We start from the raw sequence: 23221 nt of genomic DNA, 5'->3' as shown, positions 1-23221 counted from the left end.
GATTATTTCCCGGCATAACGTGAGAGCAGTTCGTAAAACAGCGCGAAGACTTTGTTCGCATCCACGCGTGTCACAATATCGACGTTCGGGGTTTCGCCCGATTTTCCGTACCAGTCGGCGACGGTCTGCCCCATACATAACTCACTGTTATGTTCGATAAAGACCCGCGCTTTTTCCGTGCCGAACAGCTCCGGCGCAAGGACATACGCGATCACCAGCGGATCGTGCAACGGCCCGCCGCGGGAACCATAACGGCGCACGTCGTTGCGATCCCAGAATGCCATCAGCTCACCGAGTTGCGCCGAAATACGGCCGGAAACTTTCACAAACTTCGCCACATGTTCCGGCGTCAGAATGACCTGATGCGTCGCGTCGAGCGGTAAAACCGTGATGTTAAGCGGGCTGGAAAAAACGATATGCGCAGCGTGCGGATCGGCCAGCATGTTGAATTCGGAAGTCATGGTGCGGTTACCGGCTTCGCGGTACGCGCCGCCCATCAGCACCACGCGGGAAATACCGGCGGCGATGTGCGGTTTGATGCGCAGCGCCGTGGCAAGGTTGGTCAGCGGCCCGAGTACGCAAAGCGTCAGCGGCTGATTATCCGCAATCGCCTGCTCGCAGCTGTCGGTCAGGAAGTTGACTGCGTGCTGAGTTTCAGGCTGCTTTTTAGGTGCCGGAAACGCGGTATTGCCCAGGCCGTTTTCACCGTGGAACTGGCCGTGGATGGGCGCGCGCAGCATCGGCTGATGGCATCCGGCAAACACCGGAATGTCCACACGGTAACCCAGTTCGGTAATTTGCAGCGCGTTGCGTAAGGTATTCACCAGCGGCTGATTGCCGCACACGGTACAAATTCCGAGGATTTTCAGCTGGGGCGCAACGAACGCGCTGAGGAGCGCAATGGCATCGTCGATGCCCGGATCGCAGTCAATAATCACCGGCAGCGTTTTCATAAGGCACCGACCGAACGCAGGACTTCTGCAATTTCCTGACGCGCCGCCTCACTGAGCGGAATTTGCGGCGGGAGCGGATCACCGACTTCAAATCCCTGCAATTGCAGCGCGGCTTTGATGCATCCGGCAATTGAATATTTGGCGAAGATTTCGTTGATGCGCCACAGCGGCCGTTGCAGTTCCATGGCTTTTTTCCAGTCGCCCTGACGTGCGGCTTCGTAAAGCGCGAGACTCTGTTTCGGGACAATACAGGCCGGTCCGGCCATCCAGCCCACGCCACCAATCATCATCACACACACCGGAATATGCGCCGACGCGGCAAAGACCTGCATCCGCCCTTGTGTACGTTCAATGATCGACAGCAGCCGCCCGGTATTGGTCGACGCATCTTTAATATAGTTAATGTTTTCAACATGGCTCAGCCGCTCAATCACCGGCAGGCTGAGATCGGAACGCTGGAACTGCGGATTGGTATAGAGCACGACGGGCAGTTTTCCGGCGGCCAGCGCGATGGCGCGGAAGTAATCTTCCACGCCCTGTTCGGGCACCGGGAAATACGCTTCCAGGATCGCCAGAATACCGTCGGCACCCAGAGCAGCGTAGCGAGCGGTTTGCGCGACGGCGTCCTGGATGGTGGTGGCTGCGACTCCGGCGATTACCGGAACGCGGCCCCGAGCGGCTTCGACGACGGTTTTGACTATCTCAGTGCGCTGCTCTGCGTTGAGATAAGCAAACTCACCTGTACTGCCCAGCGGCGTCAGACCGTGCACGCCGCTATCAATCAGATGCCCGACCAGTGCCGTGAGCACCGGTTTGTCTATCTGGCCGTCGGGGGTAACCGGCGAAACCAGATAGGGATACACACCGCTAAAAGAAGTCATAGCTTCTCTCTCTTTTCTTAGAACAACCCTGGTGTTGGTGCTCTATTCCCGCCTTGGTTCGGTATGCACGTTGTCCGTGTTCTTATGCCGCTGAACACTTACTTTTGATGGACAAAGTACGGCAATGTGTAGCCATCAGATCGGCCGGTGTAGCTGTAAGGCGTTTTCATCGCCCAGGTATACGAGAGGAACAGCAGCGGAATGGTGCCTTCGTCCTTCATCGCAATCTCTGTGGCCTGTTGCAACAGCTTTTCGCGCTGGCCGTCGTCGAGGGTTTCCCGCGCTTTGGCCAGCGTTTTATCAAATTCAGGACTCGAGTAACGCCCGCGGTTACCCTGCCCGCCGTTCGGCCCGAAAGTTTCGAGCAGCGGCCCGAGCACGCCCGACGCTTCGCCGGTTTCAATCGCCGCGCCGCCCATAATCAGGCTGAAATCACGCTTTGACGCCCGCGAGAAATAGACGCTGCCCGGCATGGTGACGACATCGGTTTTGATGCCCACGCGGCTGAACATCTGACCCAGCGCCTGCGCAATTTTAGAATCGTTCGGATAACGGTCGTTTGACGCGTGGAACGTCAGAGTAAAACCGTCCGGATATCCCGCCTGCGCCAGCAGCTGTTTGGCTTTTGCCGGATCATAAACCGGTGCGGCAATCGACGGCGTGTAGCCGAAATACCCTTTCGGCACCAGCTGCGACGCCGGAACACCCTGCCCGTCCATAATGCGGTCAACGATTGCCTGACGGTTAATCGCCAGCGACATCGCCTCGCGCACTTCCCGCTTTTTCAGCGGATTGCTGCCGTCCGGCCCTTTGGCAAACGGCGACACATCGCGATCCTGATCCGGGTGTAAATACAAAATGCGGTTACCGGCGACAGATTCCAGATGCAGGCTGGTTTGTTTCGCCAGATCCCGCCCGTCCGCCGTCGGCACGCTTTCAATTAAATCCACGTCACCGGAACGCATCGCGGCCACGCGTGCGCTCGGGTTTTTGAAGACGCGCAACGTGACTTTGTCCCACTGCGATTTTCCGCCCCAGTACTGGTCATTGCGCGCCAGCACCACGTTGTCGTCCGGCGTCCAGCTGACAAATTTGAACGGCCCGGTGCCAATAACGTCTTTCCCTTCGTTCAGGGTTTGCGACGGCACCGTTTCCAGACGCGCCGGTAAAATTGCCACGCGGCTCAGGTTGTTAAGCAATAAAGGTGTCGGCGTTTTGGTGACAATTCTCACCGTTAACGGGTTCACTTCCGTGACGTCAGCAATGTCGTTGACGTAAGGCGTGTAGGCGCTGGGGCTGTTTTTAGAGGCCAGCGCCACGCGTTTGATGCTGGCGATCACGTCTTTGGCGGTGAAGTCACTGCCGTCGTGGAATTTCACGCCGGGACGCAATGCGAATTCCCAGGTGGTGTCGTTGATAACTTTCCACGAGACGGCAAGTGCAGGCGATATGTGTTGTTTTTCGTCCTGATTCACCAGGCCGTCGAAGATGTTGCGAGCCATCGCGCTGTTGGCGCCACCCACATAAAACTGAGGATCCATCGAAGTCGTTGACGCAGCAAGACCAATATTCAGGTCAGCGGCCTGTGCTGCAAAGGTTTGAAACCCGGAAATGGTGGCCAGCGCCGAGGAAAACACTGCGGCCAGAACGGACTTTCTCATGCATTTAACCCTTAATTTTTTTAGATTTTCAGGCAATGTGTGACAGATCGTAAATTGGAGTCTAGGGGGTGGACTTCTGGATTGAAAATTGTATTTTGTGTTACATCCATAAACAAATGTTATGGATTCTGAGGAAATATTATGAAAATTAATCCCCGACAGGTCGAAGCCTTTCACAAAGTGATCCTCACTGGCGGGATTACGGCGGCGGCGAATATGATGAATATCACGCAGCCCGCGGTCAGCAGGCTGATCCGCGACTTTGAATATGCCATCGATCTGAAGCTGTTTGACCGCGACGGACGCGGGCTGATCCCGCGCGACGATGCCATCAAGTTGTACCGTGAAGTAGAACGTCTTTACCTCGGACTTGAACATATTTCACGTATCGCCGACGAAATCCGTCATTCAAAAGGCAGCGTTTTGCGCATCGGCAGCGTCGCGGCACTTTCGCCGTTGTGCGTCGAACACGTTCTGCCGCCGCTGATTGAAGAGATTGCGGATATCTCGCTGTTTCTCGATATCGAAAGCACGACGCACATTATGGATGTGGTGACCGGCAATCAGTACGACGTGGGGTTTATCTTCGGAAAGCCCGATGTAAAGGGGCTGGAAGCCGAGATGCTGGCAACCGCCAAAGCCGTGGCCGTGATGTCGCCGAGGCATCCGCTGGCGAAACAGGATGTGGTCACCGCCATGGATCTGACCCGCTATCGCCCCATTATTCCCGGCCGGAAAACGCCGCTGCGCGAACAGCTGGATCAGGTCATGAGCCGTCTCGACTTGTATATGAACAACCCTATCGAAACGTCGCTTAATAATTGCTGCATCATGGCGGGGAATAATCTGGGCATCGGCATCGTCGATTACATTACGGCACGCAGCCACAAGAGCGATATTGTGCTCAAGCCATTTACGCCAGACATAAGTATTGCCTATCTTGCCGTATTCCCGCCGCAGATCCCGAAAAGTCGTCTGGTAGAACATATTACTAAAGAAATGAAGACGTTAATCGAAGGCTATCTGTAGCTATTTGCAGCCCACATCAGTAAAACGCCCCAAAAGGTTCACACAAAATCATACTTCTTAGTGATCTCTGTCACATTCCTCACGCCAAGCGACGCTCACGTGGGCAAATAGTGCGCCCACATAGACTTAAAAGCTATAAATCATCGTTTAAATATCATTTATTTGAATAAGTTAAATTATTTAACCACCAAATATCAACAAGTTATCTTGTATCCGCACAAAGAGTAATCTCACTTATAATAATTTACCTAATTTCAAACTCTTCGTTACACATTCACAACCCCGATGAGAAGTATTACTATTTCCGCGAAATTGTCCTATCTGGTTCATTTGATAACGGGTGTTCATTACGTGTTTCCAGCTTTTCCCACATCTTGACTACAATATTTTTGTCGACAACATAAGTGCAGTGAGATAAATCATGCCAACAACTAAGAGTAAATGGACCTGGCTCCTCTGGCTGCTGAGTGCGCTGATGGCCGTTATCGGCCTGACACTCGGCATCGGCGGTGCGTATCTGGCGACATTGGGAGGAAGCATTTACTTCCTGCTGATGGGTCTGGCGCTCGTCGTTTCCGCCGTTTTAATTTTCAAAGGCAAGCCTTCGGGCGCGTGGCTCTACGCCATCGCCTTCGTGCTTTCTGTTATCTGGGCTATCTGGGACGCCGGTTTCACCTTCTGGCCGCTGTTCTCCCGCCTGTTCACCTTTGGTGTTCTGGCCTTCCTCGTCGCACTGGCGTATCCGCTGCTGAAAACGCGTGCGGGCCTTGTTGCCCGCAAAGGCCCGAGCTTCTCGCTCGCCGCCGTGCTGGCAGTTGCCCTGATCGCGGCATTCGGTAACACGTTCGTCCCGACGCCAATCATCAGCGCCGACAACGATCAGGTTCCGGTCAAACCGGTTGATAAAGGTGCGGAACAGAAAAACTGGGCGAACTGGGGTAACACCACCGCAGGCGACCGTTTTGCTGCACTGGATCAGATCAACAAAACCAACATCGATAAATTGCAGGTTGCGTGGATTGCGCATACCGGCGATATCCCGCAGAGCAACGGTTCCGGTGCAGAAGACCAGAACACACCGCTGCAAATCGGTGACAAGTTGTTTGTGTGTACCGCGTACAGCAAAGTGATCGCGCTTTCTGTGGATGACGGTAAAAAACTTTGGGCTTACGACTCCAACTCCACCGCGCCGAACTGGCAGCGTTGCCGTGGTCTGGGCTATTACGAGAACAGCAGCGAGAACAGCGCGGCGTCACAGGCTCCGGCAGCTCAACCGGCAGCTGTTCCTGCGGCCGAACCGGTAACACCAGCGGCTTCCGAAGCGGCGGCTCCGGTTTCTGATGCGCCACAAGCGCCAGCGGCCACCGGCGGTACCGTGAGCGGAACCTGCGAACGTCGTCTGTTCCTGCCAACCATTGATGCGCGTCTGATCGCCATCAACGCCGACACCGGCAAGCCTTGTGCTGATTTCGGTGACAACGGCGTGGTTGACCTGAAAGTCGGCATGGGTGAAGTGAAACCGGGCTACTACCAGCAGACTTCTACCCCGCTGGTTGCGGGTAATGTGGTCGTGGTCGGTGGCCGTGTCGCCGATAACTTCTCCACCGGCGAACCTCCGGGCGTGGTGCGTGCGTTTGACGTTCACACCGGCGCACTGGTTTGGGCGTGGGATCCGGGTAATCCGAACATCACTAAACTGCCACCGGAAGGTGAGACGTACACGCGCGGTACGCCGAACGTCTGGTCAGCGATGTCTTATGATCCGAAACTGGGTCTGATTTATATGCCAACCGGCAACGCCACGCCTGACTTCTTCGGCGGCACGCGTACTGAGCTGGATGATAAATACAGTTCATCCGTGGTCGCTGTTGAAGCCACAACCGGTAAAGTTCGCTGGACGTTCCAGACCACACATCATGATCTGTGGGACTTTGACCTGCCGTCTCAGCCGCTGCTGTATGACCTGCCGGACGGTAAAGGTGGCAGCACGCCGGTTCTGGTGCAGACCTCCAAACAAGGCATGATTTTCATGCTGAACCGCGAAACCGGCCAGCCGGTCGCGAAGGTGGAAAACCGCGAAGTGCCGCAGGGTAACGTCCCTGGCGAACGTTACTCCAAAACGCAGCCTTTCTCCGTCGGTATGCCAAACATCGGCAACCAGACGCTGAAAGAGTCTGACATGTGGGGCGCAACACCGATGGATCAGTTGCTGTGTCGCATCGAGTTTAAAGGCATGCGTCACGAAGGCGTTTATACGCCTCCGGGTCTGGATCGTTCCCTGCAATTCCCGGGTTCTCTGGGCGGCATGAACTGGGGCAGCGTGTCGGTTGACCCGAACAACGCCATCATGTTTGTGAATGATATGCGTCTGGGTCTGGCGAACTACATGGTTCCGCGTGCACAGGTTCCGACCGGCGCAAGCGGTATTGAGATGGGGATGGTGCCGATGGACGGTACGCCGTACGGCGCAGTTCGCGAGCGCTTCCTGTCTCCGCTGGGCATTCCTTGCCAGAAACCACCGTTCGGTACGATGTCTGCGGTTAACCTGAAAACCGGTAAAATCGTCTGGCAGGTTCCTGTCGGTACGGTGAAAGACACCGGTCCGCTGGGCATCAAAATGCGTATGCCAATGGAAGTCGGTATGCCAACGCTGGGCGCGAGCCTGTCAACGCAATCCGGCCTGCTGTTCTTCGCCGGTACGCAGGATTTCTATCTGCGCGCGTTCGATACCGCAACCGGTAAAGAAATCTGGAAATCCCGCCTGCCGGTGGGCAGCCAGTCCGGCCCGATGACTTACGTTTCCCCGAAAACCGGTAAACAGTACATCATCATCAGCGCCGGTGGCGCCCGTCAGTCCGCAGAACGCGGCGACTACGTGATTGCCTACGCATTACCTGATCAGAAGTAATTCGATTTAATTTTGTCGAAAAACAAAGCCCGCCGGTGTGAACTGGCGGGCTTTTTTGTTTGGGGACGATGAAAGCGTTATGGTTGTGCCGTCAGTCTTGCAAGTTGTAGCTTCATTCCGGTGAAAATAGAGTCTGCAAGTTCAGCCGGGAATGACGCAGGAAGTTGTGCTGCCACGTTTTCGATAACGTCCGGCGTGGCGGCAATTATTTCCTCAATCATTGCTTCAGTTTGCTGTTTCCCAACCCCGGTCAGCTCTCCATGCTTAACCCAATGCCGTCGCTGAATTTTGCTGATCAGGTAATAATTACTGCTACCCCTAACCGCCATCGCGAGTTTGCATTTCTGCCACGCAATCTTGCTATTGCCATGCCTGATCACCGGCCAGGCCGATAATATGTCGTACAACGGCGTCATGTGGTACTGATTTTCCGGCTGGTGCGCAATGCTGAAATTCTTGGCATGCCCGTCCGTTGCGGCCAGCAACCAGAAGACTATCTGCGCTTTGAAAAACTGATACTGATCTTGCCGTGACCGTTCAGAACGGCTGAGTATTTCCATGACATCCGTTATTCCCGGCCCCCCATCCGACTGGTATTTTCGAAGCGGAGAAACCCCCATCGCCTGACACATATCTTCCTGCGGCAAACGTATCCACCATGATTTGTCAGAAGATAGTTTCCGATCAAAACGCTCAACGACCAGTGCCTTCATCTCCTCAAATTGTGCAATCCGTGTTTTTGCAACAGCCAAACCGTACTGCTCAATGATAAGAGAACAAATCCATTCGTTTTCTACAGAAGTGCTCATATCCGCCTGCATATTTCCCACTAACCCCAAAGGGAGTTTGAAAATATGCGTGGTTGGCGTATTTCCTTCCGGCAGACACCACCGTCCTTCATGCCACAGAAGTGCCGTTTTTTCCTGTGCACCCGCGATGGACAAACGCAAATCTTCATCCTGATCGTTTCGCCCCGGCAGCGTGGAAACGGTATTTCGAAGCAGAGAGGCAATGCCCCCTTCAGAAAGAGGACGCTGCCTGATCGTGAATATCCCCGAAGGTACATCCTCTTCGTTAAGTAACTGAATCGCTCCCACACAGTCCCGCCCCAGCTCGGTCAGTAAATCAAAGGGGTCGAGACTTTCGGCCTGATAGCGAATGGCCAGACGCCGCCGGATCCCTTCGCTGTCCGGCAACAGATTATCAAAGTAGTCGCGCACGACAGTTCCGCGATGCACCTGATTTCCTGGCGTAAATGGCAGGGAAAGCGACAACGGTCTGCCCTGTTCTTCCGCCATCCATTTGGATAAATAGTGCAACCGATCTTCACCTTTTTGCTTTTCCCAGTACCCCACAGGAATACCGTTCATCCATATCGCTAAACGTTGTTGCACACGACGCATTTCATCACCACTGTTCCTTTCTGGCGGGCGAGCTTAAATAATCCTGCGTGATTTCATTTGCTGAAAGAACCTCAGGATCGGATTCGGAAGAAAAGACTATTTCAATACCTAACACATTAAATACACGGAACAATCTGTCCAGACTGGCGGAAGCAGGGTTCGCCTCCAGACGGGCATAGGTCTGCTGCGTTATACCCAGTTTTTCAGACACCTCTTTCTGTGTCAGCCCGTTGGCTTTTCGAAAGCCAACGAGTATTGGCCGTAACTGGCTGAGTGTTTTTAACGGATAGACAGTTTTCATAGGTCTTTAATCTTCGTAAAGCGGGCGTTATACAGATTATAAGCTGTATTTTATAAAATACACCCTAAAAGCTGTAATTGCTGAATACACCCTATAAGCTGTAAAAATCCAATACAGCCTTCAGGCTGTAATTTGCCCTTTCTGCCTGTCGCATGTTTCAATGCGTTCCCGATCTTCCGGTCTCAAATAAGCCAGGCGCCGATGAAAAAAAGTGAATTTATCGCTCAGGATTTGCTGAGCAAGATTTATCAGCACAGCGGATCCCTGCCGGAAAAGTTGCCGCCGGAGCGCCAGCTGGCGGAAGAGTATGGTGTATCGCGGTTTACCGTGCGCAAGGCGCTTGAAAAACTCGTGAGTATCGGCGCGGTGCGCATCGTGCAAGGCTCGGGGATTTATATCAATGCGGGCGTCAGCAGTAATCCGCTGGTGTACAACTCGATTACCGAGAAGAAATTCACCGACATCAGTTTCAAAATGCTGGAGTTGCACAAGCGGCGGCCTGACCGCGAAGAACAGCAGGTCTTCGATTTAACCGCCGATGATTTTATCTGGGCGTTTACCCGTCTGCGGCGCATCAGCCAGCGCAACGTACAGATTGAGTATTCACGGATGCCCGCCGAAGGTTTTGCGGATCTGAATCAGAAAACGATCGAGCATTCCATTCAGCAATACGTTCTGAATAAAGGCTTCGCGATTTCGCATTCCCTCACCCGTTATCAGGCGGTCACCGTCAGCAAAGAGCAGGCGCAGTTGCTGGGCTGCAAGAAAGGCATCGCCGCCATGCAGATCACCAACAGAGGGATTTTGCAGGGCGGCCGCGTTTACGCGTTCAGCGATATCCTCGATATCGATTATTCATGCACTTACGTTATCCCGTTTAATCAGGATAATCTGGCGTTTCGCCAGACTTAAGGCGTGTGGATCACGCCGTCGGGCAGGCGGCTTTGCGTCCATTCATGCGGGCGATACACCACCGGAAATTCATTCGCTGCCTCGCTGTTGAAATCCACGCCGATCCCGGCTTCTTCACACGGATAAAAATACCCGTTTACCGGTGCCTGCGCGCCGGGGAAAACTTGCTGCGTATTAGACGGATAAGCCACAAATTCCTGAATTGCAGAATTATGCAGATGAATATTCAGGTGCGTATTCACCGCCGCGCCGATCGGCGTCATGTCCGGCGGGCAATGCCAGGCCAGACGCACGCCAAAACTCTGGCAGAAATGCGCCAGTTTCAGCGCGGGCGTGATACCGCCGATTTGCGAAACGTGGCAACGGATAAAGTCGATCCTGCGATTAATGATCAGATCCTTCCATTCCGCCGGATTATTAAAAAGTTCGCCGGTCGCCAGCGGCACGGCGGTCTGGCTGCGGATCTGCGCCAGCCATTCGTTTTGATCTGGCGGCAAAATATCTTCAATAAAATACGGGCGATATTGTTCCACCGCTTTGGCAAACTGCACTGCCTGTTGCGGGAACAGACGCTCATGAACGTCATGCAGAATGTGGAACCGATTACCATATTTTTCACGCAGCGCTTTAAACATGGCGAGCGTGTTATCCATGTACTGATCCTGATCGTAATACGCGCCCGCCGCCGGTTCGCGCGTGGTGTGGAAATCGCGCGCGTTGCCACCGTAAAAGCCCAGCTGGCAACGGATGTGGCGATAACCTTCGCCCAGAAGACGATCCACTTCGCCGTAAAGATCTTCCAGCGTTTCCCCCGCCGCGTGGCTGTACGCGGTGACCGCATCTTTCGATTTACCGCCGAATAAATGATACAGCGGCATATTCGCCAGCTTGCCTTTGATGTCCCACAGCGCCATATCGATGCCCGCGATGGCATTGTTGATCACCGGCCCGTTACGCCAGTACGCGTTCACCATCATCATCTGCCATAAATCTTCGATGTGATTTGCATCGCGGCCTAACAGCAGCGGTTTGAGGTATTCATCGACCATCAGTTTCACCGCCAGCGGACGCTGCTGGAATGTGGCGCAGCCGAGGCCGAAAATACCGCAGTCCGTTTCAATTCTGACGACCACCAGATTATGGCGATCGGGGCGCGTTATCTGGCATTCAATATGCGTAATCAGCACAGGTTTCATGGAAAATCCTTAATAATGGCCTTCAGCTCTTTTAAGGAAAAGAGTGCGGGAATATTCGTATTGCGGTTATTTCACCGTATTTTACACCCGGCTGTAAACCTTAATTTCAGGCATTTATTTTGGTATGAAAGACCGGCCAATTACCGCAAAAAAACCAGACCAATTATCATAAAAGCCAGTCTAATCAGGCTTAAATAGCGGATTGTGTGACCGGGATCCTGTTTTATTGGTTTGTTTTTAAAAACCACGCTCATTACACTCCCTTCCCATCTGAGAATAAAAATACAATTTCCGTCGCGGGGTTCAGGGTGAATACAGAAATAATGCAGTCCGTTATTAAAGGCGTCGGCGGTGCAGAAAATATTAATAAAGTCTGGCATTGCATGACCCGTCTGCGTTTTGATTTAGCCGACGAAAATAAAGTGGCGTGGGATGAGATAAAAAATCTGCCCGGCGTTTTGGGTGCGCAGAGCCAGAGCGGTCAGGTGCAGATTATTGTCGGCCCGAAAGTGAATACCTGGTACGAAGCGATTGTTTCGCAGCTGGATCCGGCGTCAAAGCCAACAGGAAATGTTTCCACAAATGCGCGCAAAAGTCTGATCTCGATGTTCATGGACACGGTGTCGGGCGTGTTTGGTCCGATCGTTCCGGCCATAGCGGGCGCAGGGATGATCAAAGGTTTGCTGGCCGGTTTAATCGCCCTCAAGGTGATTTCAGCGAAAAGCGAAACCGTGATGATCATTGACCTGATTGCCAGCGGCGTTTTCTATTTTCTGCCGTTCTTCCTCGCAGTCTCCGCCGCCAGAATTTTCAAAACCAATGAATATCTGGCCGCCGCAGTCGCCGCCTGCCTGATGTATCCGACGCTGATTGACGCCGCAAAAGCGCTCGCCAGCCATACTGCGGGTGCGCCAACGGCATTGTATTTCATGGATATCTTGCCGGTTTCGGTATTTAACTATTCGGCCAGCGTTATTCCGGTAATTTTCTCGGTGCTGGCGCTGAGCTACATCCACCGCTGGGTGGACAAAATCATGCCCGACGTGCTGAAAACCGTTTTCACGCCAACGCTGACGTTATTTATTGCAGCATTAGTTTCACTGACGGTAATCGGCCCGGCCGGAATATACCTCGGTAAACTGCTGGCGCTGGGTATTCAGGGGCTGTTTGAAGTGTCATCGGTGTTTGCTGGTTTCATCGTTGGCGCGATCCGCCCGGTGGCGATCCTCACCGGAATGCACCACGCCATGACGCCAATTGCCTTGCAGAACTTCACCGATCAGGGCTGGGACATGCTGATGCCGATGATGTTCATGGCCAACATGGCGATTGCCGGTTCGACCTTCGCGATTTATTTCCACGTGAAAACCCGCGAGCAAAAATCTGTGGTGCTGTCGGCGGCGATTTCCGGGCTGCTGGGGATCACAGAACCGGCGCTGTTTGGCGTGCTGACACGCTATAAAAAAGCGTTTATTGCCACCACAATCAGCAGTTCTGTGGCGTCGGCATTTATTGCGTTCTTCGGGGTGCGGTTGTACGGCTATATTCTGTCGAGCATTTTCAGCCTGCCCGCCTACATTGGTCCGTACTTCATTTATATCGTAATGGGCGTGGTGTTATCGCTGGGGCTGTCATTTACGCTGACATATCTGATGGTCGTTAAAAACAAAGACACCGAAAAATCGGTGCCTCTGGTCAGTCAGGTGCGTTAAATTCAGGCGGCGGCGCTGGCTGCTGCCTGGATTTTATTGGTCAAGCGACCGATGTTCTCAATTTCCACTTCAATCGTGTCATTGTCATTCAGGTACAGCGGCGGTACGCGGCTTTTGCCCACGCCGCCCGGTGAACCGGTCATGATCACATCCCCCGGCGAAAGCTGCGTAAACGTGCTGATATAGGCAATCATCTGCGGAATGGTGTGCACCATGTTAGCCGTGGTGTCGTTCTGCACCAGCCGGTCGTTCAGCCAGGTTTTAATGCTCAGATTCTGCGGATCGCCGACTTCATCCGGCGTCACCAGCCAAGGTCCGAACGCGCCGGTGGCAGGCCAGTTTTTCCCGGCGGTGTACCATTTATGCTGCCAGTCGCGCACCGAGCCATCCATATAACAGCTGTAGCCCGCAATGAAATTCAGCGCTTCTTCAGCCGGAATATTGCGGCCGGTGCGGCCGATAATGATCGCCAGTTCTCCTTCGTAATCGAACTGGCTGGAAGAGGCGGGTTTGATGATGATGCCGTTATGGCCAACCTGCGAATCCGCGAAGCGGACAAACAACGTCGGCGCATCGCTGGTTTCATTGAACTCTTTGCGCTTTTCGGCGTAGTTCATGCCGACGCCGAAGATTTTGCCCGGACGGTCAATCACCGGCAGGAAGCTGATGTCGCTCAGCTGAAGATCGGCTGGAAGCTGCGCATAGCGCTGCAATTCGTCAAGCTGATGATGCGCCATGAATTCGTTAATATCCCGGCAACCTGAGTGACGGCCGACATCAATAATGCCGTCTGTCTGGAAGATGCCGAAGCTTTTAGTGTGGTCTTTACTGAGGGTGAAATTAACAATTTTCATAGATGCGCTTAGTTTCTTATTTTACATAAAACAGGTGAATTCACTGGCGTTCAGATTGCGGAGGCGCTCACGCCCCTGCAAAGATCGCGAGATTATTGACCGCGCCTCTCATGCCTTCTACTATATTTTTTTACCAAACCGATGAATTTCAGGAATGTATGATTAATAACAGGGACTTAGATTATTTCGTCACCGCTGCGGAGATGATAAATTTGAGACTTGCGTCACAAAATTTAAATATTACGCAGCCCGCGCTATCGAAATCCATCACCCGTTTGGAGAAAGAACTCGGCATTAAATTGTTTAAAAGAGTCGGCCGGGGTCTGGAGCTCACCGAGGCGGGCCGCATTCTTTATCAGCGGGGTCTGGCGCTGCAAAATTCCTATCATGAGATGGCAGAAGTCATGACGGAACTGAGCAGCGGCGCGGGCGGGATTGTGCGTGTCGGCGTGTCGGGTTCCGCGACGCAATTTTTACTGCCGGAAATCTGCAAAACGCTTCAGTTACAGGTTCCCAACGTAAAACTGGAAATCCAGATCGGCATGAACGACGTGCTGTTCACGCTGATGGAGCGCCACGTCATCGACATTATCATCGGGCCGCTGGTGAACTATGAAAGCCCGGTGGTTCAGGTGCCGGTCACCGCAGATCGCGTGGTTGTCGCGGCGTCCCGCGATCATCCGCTGGCGGGCAGGCCAGTTTCGCTGCGCGACATGAGCCGTTACGGCTGGATTTTACCGGCCAAAACCGTGTCGATGCGCCAGTGGCTGGACAAGATGTTCTATGAAAATCATTGCCCGCTGCCGGACGTTAAAGTGGAAATCAGCTCGCTGGCGTCAGTGCCTGGTTTGATCGCCAAAAGTGGCCTGCTCAGTTTTCTTTCTGAAAACATTCTGGTCGAGGAAGAGTTTATTTCCCGGCTGATCAGGATTGATAACGATCAGCTGATGATGCCGCGCCGTGTGGGCATTACCTGGCGGGAAGGCGCATTTCTTTCACCCGCGACGCAAAAGGTGATTGAAGTGACACAAAACGTCGGGCAGAAAATGCAAAGTGAAGCCCGCCGCATGCTGGAAGACTAAGGCCAGCCGCGGCGGGAAAGAGCCAGAAATTACACCAGATGGCAGGCGACGCGGTGGCCGCTTTCCACTTCACGCAGTAACGGAATTTCAGCGCGGCAACGTTCGGTCGCTCGCGGGCAGCGGGTATGGAAACGGCAACCGGACGGCGGTTTTGACGGATCCGGAATTTCACCGCTGACCATTGCCACCGGCTCGCTGTCAGGATCAAGCGTCGGCACGGCGGCCAGTAACGCCTGCGTGTACGGATGCAAAGGCTGGCGGAATAAAGCATCGCGGCTCGCGGTTTCCACCAGTTGCCCCAGATACATTACCGCCACGTCGTCGCACAGATGTTCCACCACCCCCAGATCGTGCGAGATAAACAGAAACGTCACGCCATGATCGTCGCGTAAATCCGAGAATAAATTGATGATCTGCGCCTGAATCGAGACGTCGAGCGCGGAGATCGGCTCATCGGCAATAATGAATTCCGGTTGCAGGATCAGCGCCCGCGCAATACCAATACGCTGGCGTTGCCCGCCGGAAAACTCATGGGGGAAGCGGTTGTAATGCAGCGGCGACAGCCCGCAGATTTTCATCACGTCCAGCACTTTGCCGTGCAGTTCAGCGCGTGAGCAGAGTTTATGTTCCAGCATCGCTTCGCCGATCGCGTCACCAATACGAATACGCGGATTCAGCGAACTGTAGGGATCCTGAAAAACCAGCTGGATTTTCGGTCGCAGCGCTTTCAGCTGTTTCGGTTTAAGCCGGTGCAGATCTTCACCACGAAACTTCACGCTGCCCGCCGTTTTATCGTAGAGCCCGAGAAGCGTTCTGCCGACGGTGGTTTTACCGCTGCCGGATTCGCCCACCAGCCCGAAGATCGTGCCTTTGCGGATGTTAAAACTGACGCCATCTACCGCGCGCAGCTGGCCGGTTTCCTGCCCGAATACGCCGTCGCGGATCGGAAAGTGTTTCTTCAGGCCATCCACTTCTATCAGGTAGTCAGTACTCATCAGATTGTCGGTACTCATGGCTGCAACTCCTTCTGCGTCATTTCATTTGCCGGACTCAACCCGCTGTAAAAACAGGCCGCCTGCCGCGACCGCCCTTCCAGCGGCGGGATCCCCTGACGGCAGCGGTCGGTGGCACGTTCACAACGATCCGTAAAAGCACAGTACGGCGGCAGCGCAGCCAGATCCGGCACCTGACCGGGAATGGAATACAACCGCCGGCGACGCTCGCCCGGCGTGGGCCGCGACGCGATCAACCCCTGCGTGTACGGATGCAGCGGATTACGCAGCACCTCCGCCGTTGCGCCCTGCTCAACAATTTTCCCGGCGTACATCACCACCACGTGATCGGCCATCTGCGCGATCACGCCCAGATCATGCGTAATCAGCATCAGCGCCATGTGATTTTGCCGCGCCTGATCGCGTAACAGCCGTAAGATCTGCGCCTGTACGGTGACGTCCAGCGCCGTCGTGGGCTCATCGGCGATCAGCAACTGCGGCTTACAGCTCAGCGCCATGGCAATCATGATGCGCTGTAACATGCCGCCCGAAAGCTGGTGCGGATAACTGGTCATCAGGCTTTCTGCACGCGCCAGCCCGACCTCAGTGATCATCTTCGTTGCCTTTTCCCAGGCCGGTTTTGGCGATTCCCCGAGATGGCGGATCAGCGGCTCAACCAGTTGTTCACCGATGGTCAGCACCGGATTTAGCGCAGTCATCGGTTCCTGAAAAATCATCGCCAGCTGGTTGCCGCGTAAATCCGCCATTTGTGACGGGCGCAATTTCAGTAAATCACGACCCTGAAACAGGATTTCGCCGCCATCGATGCGCGCGGCCTGTGGCGGCAATAATCCCATCAGCGACATCGCCGTGACGCTTTTTCCGCAACCGGATTCGCCCACAATACCGACGGTTTGCCCGGCCTGAACATCAAACGTGACGTCCTGCACTGCACGCACGCGCCCCTGATCGCTGGAAAAAGACAGCGAAAGCTGATTAAAACGGATCAACGATTCAGTCATTTTTTGCTCCGTTTCATCTTGGGATCGAGCGCGTCGCGCAGGCCATCGCCCAGTACGTTAATCGCAATAACGGTGATAAAAATCGCTACGCCCGGCGGCATCCACAACCACGGACGGCGCTGAAAGTCGATCAGGCTGTTGGCCGCGTCCATCATATTTCCCCATGAAGGCGTCGGTGGCACCACGCCCAACCCCAGATAGCTGAGCGCCGATTCACTGAGAATGGCGTTTGCCACCGCCATCGTCGCCATCACGACCAGAATGGGCACGGTATTGGGCAACAGATGGCCGAACAGACGACGGCGCGCAGACAGCCCGAGCACCTGCGTCGCCAGCATAAAATCACGCTCGCGCAGGGACAGAATTTGCCCGCGCACCAGACGCGCCAGCTTCGGCCATTCCAGTAAGCTGAGCATTACGATCACCATGTAGACGCGGGAATCCGGCGAAAAATCCAGTTCCGAGAGCATCGCACCCATCACAATCAGCAGCGGCAGGCTTGGAATGGTCATCACCAGATCGGCAAAACGCATGATGATTTTGTCAGCAACGCCGCCCAGATACCCCGAAACCGCGCCCATCAGATAGCCAAGCGTCACGGAGAGCAACATGGTGAGCAGGCCGATGATCAGCGAGATACGCCCGGCCAGAAGCAGACGCGTATAAACGTCGCGCCCCAGAAAATCGGTGCCCAGCCAGTGATCGGCATTTGGCGCTTTATTAATCATCAGCGCATCGGTGGCATCATCGCGCCATGGCGAATAGTAAGGGCCCACTATGCACCAGACCGCCATGACCAGCAGAAGGATGAGGCAAAACATCGCCAGCCGGTTCTGGCGCAACGCTTTCCAGGCTTGCTGCCACGGTGACGGTGTCACCTGCGCCATCGCCGGAATTTCCGCTTCACGAAGCCGGCGGTTGGTTGAAAATAATGATCCAAACATCACGACCTCACACGAATACGCGGATCAGCCCACGCATAAAGCACATCGGCAATCAGGTTGCCCAGAATGGTGAGAACCGCCAGAAACAGCGTGAATCCCATCAGCACCGGATAATCACGCGCTGCCAGCGAATCAATATGAATGTGCCCCGCGCCCGGCCAGTTAAAGACCTTTTCGGTGATCAGCGCACCGGAAAACAGCCCCGGCAGCTCGAATCCTAACAGCGTGATAATCGGCAACAGTGCGTTTCGCAGTGCATGTTTGAGGATGACGGTGCGCTCGCGCAGCCCTTTGGCGCGCGCGGTGCGGATGAAATCCATGCGCACGACGTCCAGCATGCTGGCGCGGAAATAGCGCGTCAGGCTGCCCGCCTGAAGCATCACCAGTGCAATCACCGGTAATACCAGGTGCGCCGCGACCTGCATCACCCAGGCCCAGCCCGTGGCGTCGCTGCCGGTATTGGTCATGCCGCCAACCGGCAGCCAGTGGAGATCAACCGCAAACCATTTGATCAGCAGAAGGCAAAGAAAAAACGTCGGGAATGACATCGCCGCGAATATCACCACGCTGACGACGTGATCAAACAGCGAATAGGGTTTCATGGCAGAAACAATGCCCACTGCCAGCGCGATCCCCCAGTACAGCACCATGGCGATAGTCGCCAGCAGGAAGGAGTTCCAGATGTACTGATTCAGCAACTGACTCACCGGGATCTGATATTGCAGTGAAAAACCCAGATCGCCCTGGAGCAGGTTCCCCAGCCAGTGCAGATAGCGGCTGAGCAGCGGCTGATCGAGGCCATATAACGCTTTGAGTTCGGCGGCACGCTGTGCGGTCAGGGTAATATTTCCGTCGATAAAATCGCCCGGCGTTTTGGCAAACAGCATAAAGATGAGCAGCGAAGCGAGGAACAACATCGGGATGGTTTGAAGCAAACGACGCAGAATGAAATTTCTCATGACTTTCTCATTGAAGCTGCCGGTAAAGACCGGCAGCAACGTGATTTCTGATTATTTGACGATTTTGACATCCGGCAGGCTGCCGGTCAGGCCGTTGTAAATATCCGGTTTGAAACCGGTCACACGGGCGCTGCTGGCCGACAAAATTTTACGGTTGCCGAGCAGGATCACCGGCGGATCGTTCGCCAGAACTTTGTACAGTTCGTGGTAAACCGGCTTACGTTTTTCGATGTCGAGGGTCGCATTACCTTCGTTGATCAGCTTATCCACTTCCGGATTGTTGTAACCCTGCTCCGTGGCCTCTGTGCTGTAGTAATCCCAGACGCCGTCGTGCGGATCGTTGAGCGTGCTGGTGCTGAATGACGCCAGATCGTAATTCCCCGCTTTACGTTGCGACATCAGCGCGTTGAAATCCACGACCTGTGGTTTCAGCAGCACACCGATTTTCTGGTAATCCTCTTTGGCAATCGGGATCAGCGCGTCGTTCAGCACTTTTTTGCTGACCAGCAGGGTCAGTTCCAGACGTTTGCCGTCTTTCACACGAATGCCGTCCGTACCGGTTTTCCAGCCCGCTTCATCCAGTAATTTTTTAGCCTGCGCCGGGTCGAATTTGTACGGATTCACGCCGTCGGTGTTATACGCCCAGGAGATTGGCGCGATCGGCTCGATAGCCACGGTGCCGTAGCCCTGATACACCACGTCGATCAGTTTCTGGCGATCCAGACCGTAGATCAGCGCCTGGCGAACTTTCACGTCCTGCAATACCGGGCGATGAAGATTGAACTCAATCTTGCTGTAATCGCTGGATCCGTACAGGTTGATGTTCGCAAAACCCAGCAGTTTCAGCTGTTCGATATCATCCGGACGTGACGTAAAGGCATCGTAGTCGGTATCGCCGGTCTGGAATAACTGGAAGTTCGTCGACGGATTGGTGACACGATAAATGAAACGTGGCGTCGGAGGCGTACCGCGGTAATAGTTTGTGTTGGCGTGGAAACGGATCTCCTGCCCCGGAATGTATTTGTCGTAAACGTACGGGCCGTTACCCAGCGGTTTGCCGTGCAAAGTACGCAGCGTGTCGAGATTTCCGCGCTGATAATCTTTGCCGTAATAGGCTTTCGACAGCACCGGCCCGCCGATTTTTTGCAGCGTGGTCGCGCCCGGTTGCGTGGTCGTCACCTGAAGGGTCAGCGGGTCGATAACTTTCAGACCACTGACGCTGTCCGCTTTGCCCTGCTTGTAATCATCGCCACCGGCAATATGTGCCAGCGTGATATCGGTATCGCCATCATATTTAGGGTCATACAGCACGGTCAGCGTGAACGCGACATCTTCCGCCGTCAGCGCAGAACCGTCGCTGTACTTGAGGTTCGGACGCAGTTTGATGGTATACGTTTTGCCGTCCGGGCTGACCGTCCAGCTTTCCGCCAGACCCGGAACCAGTTTGCCCTGGCTGTCCCAGTCAATCAGGCGGGCGAAGATCACGTTGGTGACATTTTCGTCCCAGCCATTCACGAAGAAGTAAGGGTTAAAAATGCCCTGCGGTTCGGAGATCCCGGCGATCACGGTGTCCGTACGAAGTTTCGCGGCAGCAGGCACCTGGCTGGCGTCTGTGGCCGGCGTGATGCCTTCTTTAAGAACATCGTCCGCAAAGGATAAAGAAGAAAACATTACGGCGCTGGCCAGCAATGCGATTTTAAAAGAAGCGGTGCGGCGCGCGCGGGAGACTGAATGCGCGGGGGCAGAAGTGAGTAACGTAGCCAAGTGACATCCCTCATCAATAAGTGTGCAATAGGTTTACAAAACATGACGAAGAGTAAGGTTGAGGTTTGTCCTTGTCTAACAACGAAAAAATATGGCTTATAGCTTTTGGGCAGTACGCTGAAAAAGCCGCCAAAACGGGTAATGTGGAATGATTTCCTGCCCACACCCAGTAAGCACTCACTAACCATTATAGTCATGATAATCAGTAAGTTAACTGTAATGGACGTCGGAATCCTCCGGATCCGTACAAAGAAAAACGGCGTATCTCATCGAAGATACGCCGTTCATTTCGGAATGCTTTCCGGCCGGGCTGTCAGGCAGCGGTTTTCTTACTGCGGGAACTGACCTCAGAGAGGATCTCTTTTTGTTTGCTCTTCTCACCGATCAGCTTGTACCAGCCTGAAAGCTTGCGCAGATCCGGCAACGTCGCCTTTTCTTCTACGTCGTAAGCACTTAATTTCTCACGATACTCTTCGAAGATAGTGATACAGCGGCGTGCCCACTCGCCTTCCAGCGCAGAGCCTGCTACAGCGCGTGGACGCCGCGGTAAGCGCGGGCGCAGCGGTTTACTGGCTTCCGGCGCTGACTCATCGACATAGGCGAACTTGATCGAAACAACGGTTCTGCCCTGCTTCACCGGCTCCCAGACCACGGAAATATCAGTATTGGCATTGATCCGGTTGATCGTCGGTTCAAGCAGCTTCTGGCGAAAGTCACGGTAATCCTCGTATTTGCCCGCCAGACCGGCCTTCTCGCGCATCCAGTTGAGATCCAGGGTCACTTCAATGGCTTTACCGCTGCGTCGTCCGTAGAGGTTTTTGGCTTTGATTAACCAGCCATAGAGGCGCACGGAGAACGGCGTATCCAGTTTGGCAATATTAGCAAAATTGAGTTTGGTAAAAGACTCTTTTAATTCATACAGATACGGTGCAACATCCTGACCGAATCTCAGTACAACGGCGCTGTGATCATCACTGCTGACGTATTCCAGCCGCGAGAACCATGAAAGCTGAACGGTACGGACCTTTCCGGTTTTCGTATCCGGTTTGTAGATGGTGACCGGCTTTTTCATCAGGCTTTCTGCAGCTTCACGCAACTGGCGGTGGCTGCTGGTCGGGTTTACCCCGTAGATCCGCTGGTAATCCTGAGGGAAAAGTCGATATAGCGTGTCCGGCTGAGGTTTCCTGCTATCAATTTGTGCCAGCGCCAGGTTAAGCAAGCGCATTTCATCCAGAGTAACGCTGTAGGCGCCTTCAAGAAGATCGTTCCCCTGAACTACGGTGAGTTTATTCAGTTCCATGTAGCAGGATCCATAAGTGGAAAGTAGGTAAATTATTCCACATAAAAAATACTGACGTAAAGTAAAAACAAGGCTTATTTATTCCTTTATTTTCAGATTGTTATCAGAGGATCCTAAAACATCGATCAGGAAAAACTTCCACATATGATTTTCCGCCGCCTTCGGGATCCTTTTTTTAACATGCTGGATCGGCTCACTTTTTACAGGAAATTACTCCACTTATCGAGCTGAAGATCTCCAGCCCTGAATGTCTGAGATACGCGCTGATCTTCCCTGCCGATCAGAAAATTCTTCCACATATAAGTCCATATTGCACGTTAACCGACCGGAACCGGCTTTGTGATCCCCTTCTCATTTCATCATCCCGGCCCGTTCCCTGTCTGAAACGGGATCTACAGGAAAAATTTCCACGTATATGTGCCCGTGGATCAGAAAATGTCTCCACATTTGGGGATACACGATCGGTGATCAGGAAATAACTCCACATATGCGGGTTATTCTGATCTCAGGAAATCTTTCCACGTATAGCAATGCGCGGGATCAGGAAATGCTTCCACGTATTCCATCGTAAGGTGTTAACTGACCGGACAGTTACCGTGAATTCACGCACGTTTGATCAGATAATTCTTCCACATATAGGAAAGTGACAATGTCACATAATTTCTAACTGACTGTTTATAAAGAATTATATTTTCAGAGATCGTTTAAATAGCGTTAATCAGATCAGAAAATGTCTCCACATAACTGCTGATTGGATCAGGAAAAGCTTCCACATATGCCCTGCTCCGCTGCCCGGATACCGATTTCTGAAGCTGATTATGCCTGGCCAGGATGATCCTCTCCCTGTTACGTGACACAACGTGACGCTGTCACAGGAAATGTCTCCACATGAGTGCCTGTTAAGGGATCAGGAAATCACTCCACTTATCAGAAATATGAGTTGTGGCAATATGTTAGCGTTAGATCTAAGCTGATGTTCATGACAGAGGCTCCCATGGAAAACTGTCCACAGAAAAAAGCTCCACGTATTCAGTGGACTGATCTGTAAGGAAATTATCCACAGGAAAAAGCTCTACATTGGTCATGAAAAGGATCCACATCCAACAGGAAGGATCTCCACTCCGGGCAGGAAATACCTCCACAAGACGTGTTGTATTCTGCTGATTTACATAGGAAAAAACCTCTCTTAAAGAGAAAGATCTAAACTTATAAATAAAACAAAACACTATTTGATCTTGGGATCCTGATAAGGGCTGGCGACGTTATTACGTAAAGGATTGGGAAGAGGTAGCATCAGACGGGACAAGGTTATGCAGGCTTAAGAAACAGAAACGGGCCTGAAAAGGCC

At 53.4% G+C, this 23221-nt stretch carries 18 protein-coding genes; 5 read left to right on the top strand and 13 right to left on the bottom strand.

The features are described from left to right. Positions 1 to 2 precede the first annotated feature (2 nt). The 3 genes from KWG64_RS18940 to KWG64_RS18930 all read right to left on the bottom strand — a co-directional run bounded on the left by KWG64_RS18940 (position 3) and on the right by KWG64_RS18930 (position 3495). A complete protein-coding gene (locus tag KWG64_RS18940; RefSeq protein ID WP_218522794.1) occupies positions 3 to 953 on the bottom strand; it encodes a nucleoside hydrolase in 951 nt (316 codons plus the stop codon). Further along, the gene (locus KWG64_RS18935; RefSeq protein ID WP_218522793.1) at positions 950 to 1834 is read right to left on the bottom strand and encodes a dihydrodipicolinate synthase family protein; all 885 of its coding nucleotides are present in this window, start codon (positions 1832 to 1834) and stop codon (positions 950 to 952) included. Before KWG64_RS18935 ends, KWG64_RS18940 begins: the two co-directional genes overlap by 4 nt. Positions 1835 to 1932: 98 nt before the next feature. Further along, positions 1933 to 3495 carry an ABC transporter substrate-binding protein gene (locus KWG64_RS18930; RefSeq protein ID WP_195813075.1) on the bottom strand — a complete coding sequence of 521 codons (1563 nt, stop codon included), beginning with the start codon at positions 3493 to 3495 and terminating at the stop codon, positions 1933 to 1935. A gap of 141 nt (positions 3496 to 3636) precedes the next feature. Between KWG64_RS18930 and KWG64_RS18925 the strand changes: the two genes are divergently transcribed. Continuing rightward, positions 3637 to 4524, top strand: a complete 888-nt coding sequence (locus KWG64_RS18925) for a LysR family transcriptional regulator (RefSeq protein WP_165059880.1) — start codon at positions 3637 to 3639, stop codon at positions 4522 to 4524. 421 nt (positions 4525 to 4945) lie between these two features. Beyond that, a complete protein-coding gene (locus tag KWG64_RS18920) occupies positions 4946 to 7432 on the top strand; it encodes a membrane-bound PQQ-dependent dehydrogenase, glucose/quinate/shikimate family (protein ID WP_218522792.1) in 2487 nt (828 codons plus the stop codon). A gap of 77 nt (positions 7433 to 7509) precedes the next feature. Here KWG64_RS18920 and KWG64_RS18915 read toward each other — a convergent pair whose 3' ends face one another. Both KWG64_RS18915 and KWG64_RS18910 read right to left on the bottom strand, forming a co-directional pair. Then, positions 7510 to 8835 carry a type II toxin-antitoxin system HipA family toxin gene (locus KWG64_RS18915; RefSeq protein ID WP_218522791.1) on the bottom strand — a complete coding sequence of 442 codons (1326 nt, stop codon included), beginning with the start codon at positions 8833 to 8835 and terminating at the stop codon, positions 7510 to 7512. 4 nt (positions 8836 to 8839) lie between these two features. After that, the gene (locus KWG64_RS18910; RefSeq protein WP_195813082.1) at positions 8840 to 9136 is read right to left on the bottom strand and encodes a helix-turn-helix domain-containing protein; all 297 of its coding nucleotides are present in this window, start codon (positions 9134 to 9136) and stop codon (positions 8840 to 8842) included. A 201-nt stretch (positions 9137 to 9337) separates the two neighbouring features. Between KWG64_RS18910 and KWG64_RS18905 the strand changes: the two genes are divergently transcribed. After that, positions 9338 to 10048: a GntR family transcriptional regulator gene (locus KWG64_RS18905; RefSeq protein ID WP_104925221.1), complete on the top strand. Its 711-nt coding sequence runs from the start codon at positions 9338 to 9340 to the stop codon at positions 10046 to 10048. Here the strand turns inward: KWG64_RS18905 and KWG64_RS18900 are convergent. After that, on the bottom strand, positions 10045 to 11244 hold the full coding sequence (locus KWG64_RS18900) for an enolase C-terminal domain-like protein (protein ID WP_218522790.1): 1200 nt from the start codon (positions 11242 to 11244) through the stop codon (positions 10045 to 10047). The two genes, KWG64_RS18905 and KWG64_RS18900, sit on opposite strands and share 4 nt — an antisense overlap. 323 nt (positions 11245 to 11567) lie before the next feature. Between KWG64_RS18900 and KWG64_RS18895 the strand changes: the two genes are divergently transcribed. Further along, positions 11568 to 12956 carry a PTS transporter subunit EIIC gene (locus KWG64_RS18895; protein WP_218522900.1) on the top strand — a complete coding sequence of 463 codons (1389 nt, stop codon included), beginning with the start codon at positions 11568 to 11570 and terminating at the stop codon, positions 12954 to 12956. Positions 12957 to 12958: 2 nt separating this feature from the next. Here the strand turns inward: KWG64_RS18895 and KWG64_RS18890 are convergent, their stop codons facing one another. Beyond that, positions 12959 to 13810 carry a fumarylacetoacetate hydrolase family protein gene (locus KWG64_RS18890; RefSeq protein WP_195813084.1) on the bottom strand — a complete coding sequence of 284 codons (852 nt, stop codon included), beginning with the start codon at positions 13808 to 13810 and terminating at the stop codon, positions 12959 to 12961. A 110-nt stretch (positions 13811 to 13920) separates the two neighbouring features. Here KWG64_RS18890 and KWG64_RS18885 point away from each other — a divergent pair, with 110 nt between their 5' ends. Beyond that, positions 13921 to 14892 carry a LysR family transcriptional regulator gene (locus KWG64_RS18885; protein WP_370628724.1) on the top strand — a complete coding sequence of 324 codons (972 nt, stop codon included), beginning with the start codon at positions 13921 to 13923 and terminating at the stop codon, positions 14890 to 14892. A gap of 29 nt (positions 14893 to 14921) precedes the next feature. Here the strand turns inward: KWG64_RS18885 and KWG64_RS18880 are convergent, their stop codons facing one another. The 6 genes from KWG64_RS18880 to KWG64_RS18855 form a co-directional block, all read right to left on the bottom strand. Next, positions 14922 to 15887 (bottom strand): ABC transporter ATP-binding protein, encoded by a 966-nt coding sequence (locus KWG64_RS18880; RefSeq protein WP_218522899.1) that lies wholly within the window; start codon positions 15885 to 15887, stop codon positions 14922 to 14924. A gap of 14 nt (positions 15888 to 15901) precedes the next feature. Then, positions 15902 to 16906 carry an ABC transporter ATP-binding protein gene (locus tag KWG64_RS18875; RefSeq protein WP_218522788.1) on the bottom strand — a complete coding sequence of 335 codons (1005 nt, stop codon included), beginning with the start codon at positions 16904 to 16906 and terminating at the stop codon, positions 15902 to 15904. Continuing rightward, positions 16903 to 17850, bottom strand: coding sequence for an oligopeptide ABC transporter permease (gene opp4C, locus KWG64_RS18870; protein WP_218522787.1), 948 nt, complete (start codon positions 17848 to 17850; stop codon positions 16903 to 16905). Before opp4C ends, KWG64_RS18875 begins: the two co-directional genes overlap by 4 nt. Then, complete coding sequence (locus KWG64_RS18865; protein WP_152326710.1) at positions 17850 to 18809, bottom strand: ABC transporter permease; 960 nt, start codon at positions 18807 to 18809, stop codon at positions 17850 to 17852. Before KWG64_RS18865 ends, opp4C begins: the two co-directional genes overlap by 1 nt. A gap of 51 nt (positions 18810 to 18860) precedes the next feature. Beyond that, the gene (locus tag KWG64_RS18860; protein ID WP_255562245.1) at positions 18861 to 20480 is read right to left on the bottom strand and encodes an ABC transporter substrate-binding protein; all 1620 of its coding nucleotides are present in this window, start codon (positions 20478 to 20480) and stop codon (positions 18861 to 18863) included. A gap of 406 nt (positions 20481 to 20886) precedes the next feature. After that, positions 20887 to 21873 (bottom strand): replication initiation protein, encoded by a 987-nt coding sequence (locus tag KWG64_RS18855; RefSeq protein ID WP_104925214.1) that lies wholly within the window; start codon positions 21871 to 21873, stop codon positions 20887 to 20889. Positions 21874 to 23221 lie beyond the last annotated feature (1348 nt).

The sequence above is a fragment of the Rahnella sp. PD12R genome (assembly GCF_019200965.1).
Taxonomy (GTDB): domain Bacteria; phylum Pseudomonadota; class Gammaproteobacteria; order Enterobacterales; family Enterobacteriaceae; genus Rahnella; species Rahnella laticis.
Note: the sequence above shows the minus strand (reverse complement) of the source record. Positions and strands in the feature narration are given on the sequence as shown.